1 protein-coding gene is annotated in these 1,034 nt (G+C 78.8%); it reads left to right on the top strand.

Annotated elements, in window-relative coordinates; translation table 11 throughout:
- Positions 1-1,034 (top strand): ATP-binding protein (locus AB0J52_RS42110; protein ID WP_500188925.1); only part of this gene is annotated, 1,034 nt, incomplete at both ends.

Genomic DNA, 1,034 nt, shown 5'->3' with positions numbered 1-1,034 from the left:
GCCGCCTGGACGGGCTGCCCCTCGCGCTCGAACTGGCCGCGACCCGGGTCCGCGCGATGGGCGTGCGGCAGCTCGCCGCCGGGCTCGACGACCGGTTCGGGCTGCTGGTGTCGGGCCGCCGCGCCGAACCCGTCCGGCAGCAGACGCTGCGCGCGGTCATCGACTGGAGCTGGGACCTGCTGAGCGTCCCCGAGCGGACGCTGCTGCGCCGGCTGGCGGTGCACGCCGACGGCTGCACGCTCGCCGCCGCGCGGGAGGTCTGCGCTGGCGGCGAGGTGACCGCCGCTCGGGTCCCCGACCTGCTGGCCCGGCTGGTGGACCGCTCGCTGGTCGTCATGGCCGAGGGCCCGGACGGGCCGCGCTACCGGCTGCTGGAGTCGGTCGCCGCGTACGCCCTGGAGCGCCTGGACGAGGCCGAGGACCTCGCCGCGACCCGCGACCGGCACCTGCGCCACTACCTCGCGCTCGCCGAGGCGGCCGAGCCCCGGCTGCGCGACGGCGGCCAGCGCGCGTGGCTCGCCCGCCTGGACGCCGACGCCGCGAACCTGCGCGCCGCGCTGGAGGAGGCGTCCCCGGACGGCGCGGCCCGGCTGACGGCCGCGCTGACCTGGTGGTGGCTGCTGCGCGGGCGCTTCCACGAGGCCCGGGGCGTCCTCGCCGAGCACGCGCCCGGCGGCCTGTTCCACACCGCGTTCGCACTGCTCACCGGCGACCACACCGCGACGGCCGAGCCGCGCGGCTGCGGGCGGGCCGTCTGGCTGTACGCGTACGCGCTGTTCCACGCCGGACGCGCGGACGCGAGCCGCGAGGCGAACGCGCGCGCGCAGGAGCTGTTCACCGAGACGGGCGACCGGTGGGGGACCGCCGCCGCCCTCGCCCTGCGCGCCATGCACGCGATGAACGACGGCGGCCTCGCCGAGATCGCCGACGCCGGGGGCCGCGCCGCCGCGCTGTTCCGCGACCTCGGCGACCAGTGGGGCGAGCTGCAGACCGTCCCGCCGCTGGCGGTGCTCGCCGAGGTCCGCGGCGTAGTC

The sequence above is a fragment of the Spirillospora sp. NPDC049652 genome (genome assembly GCF_040675125.1).
In the GTDB taxonomy this organism is placed as follows: domain Bacteria; phylum Actinomycetota; class Actinomycetes; order Streptosporangiales; family Streptosporangiaceae; genus Spirillospora.
Note: the sequence above shows the minus strand (reverse complement) of the source record. Positions and strands in the feature narration are given on the sequence as shown.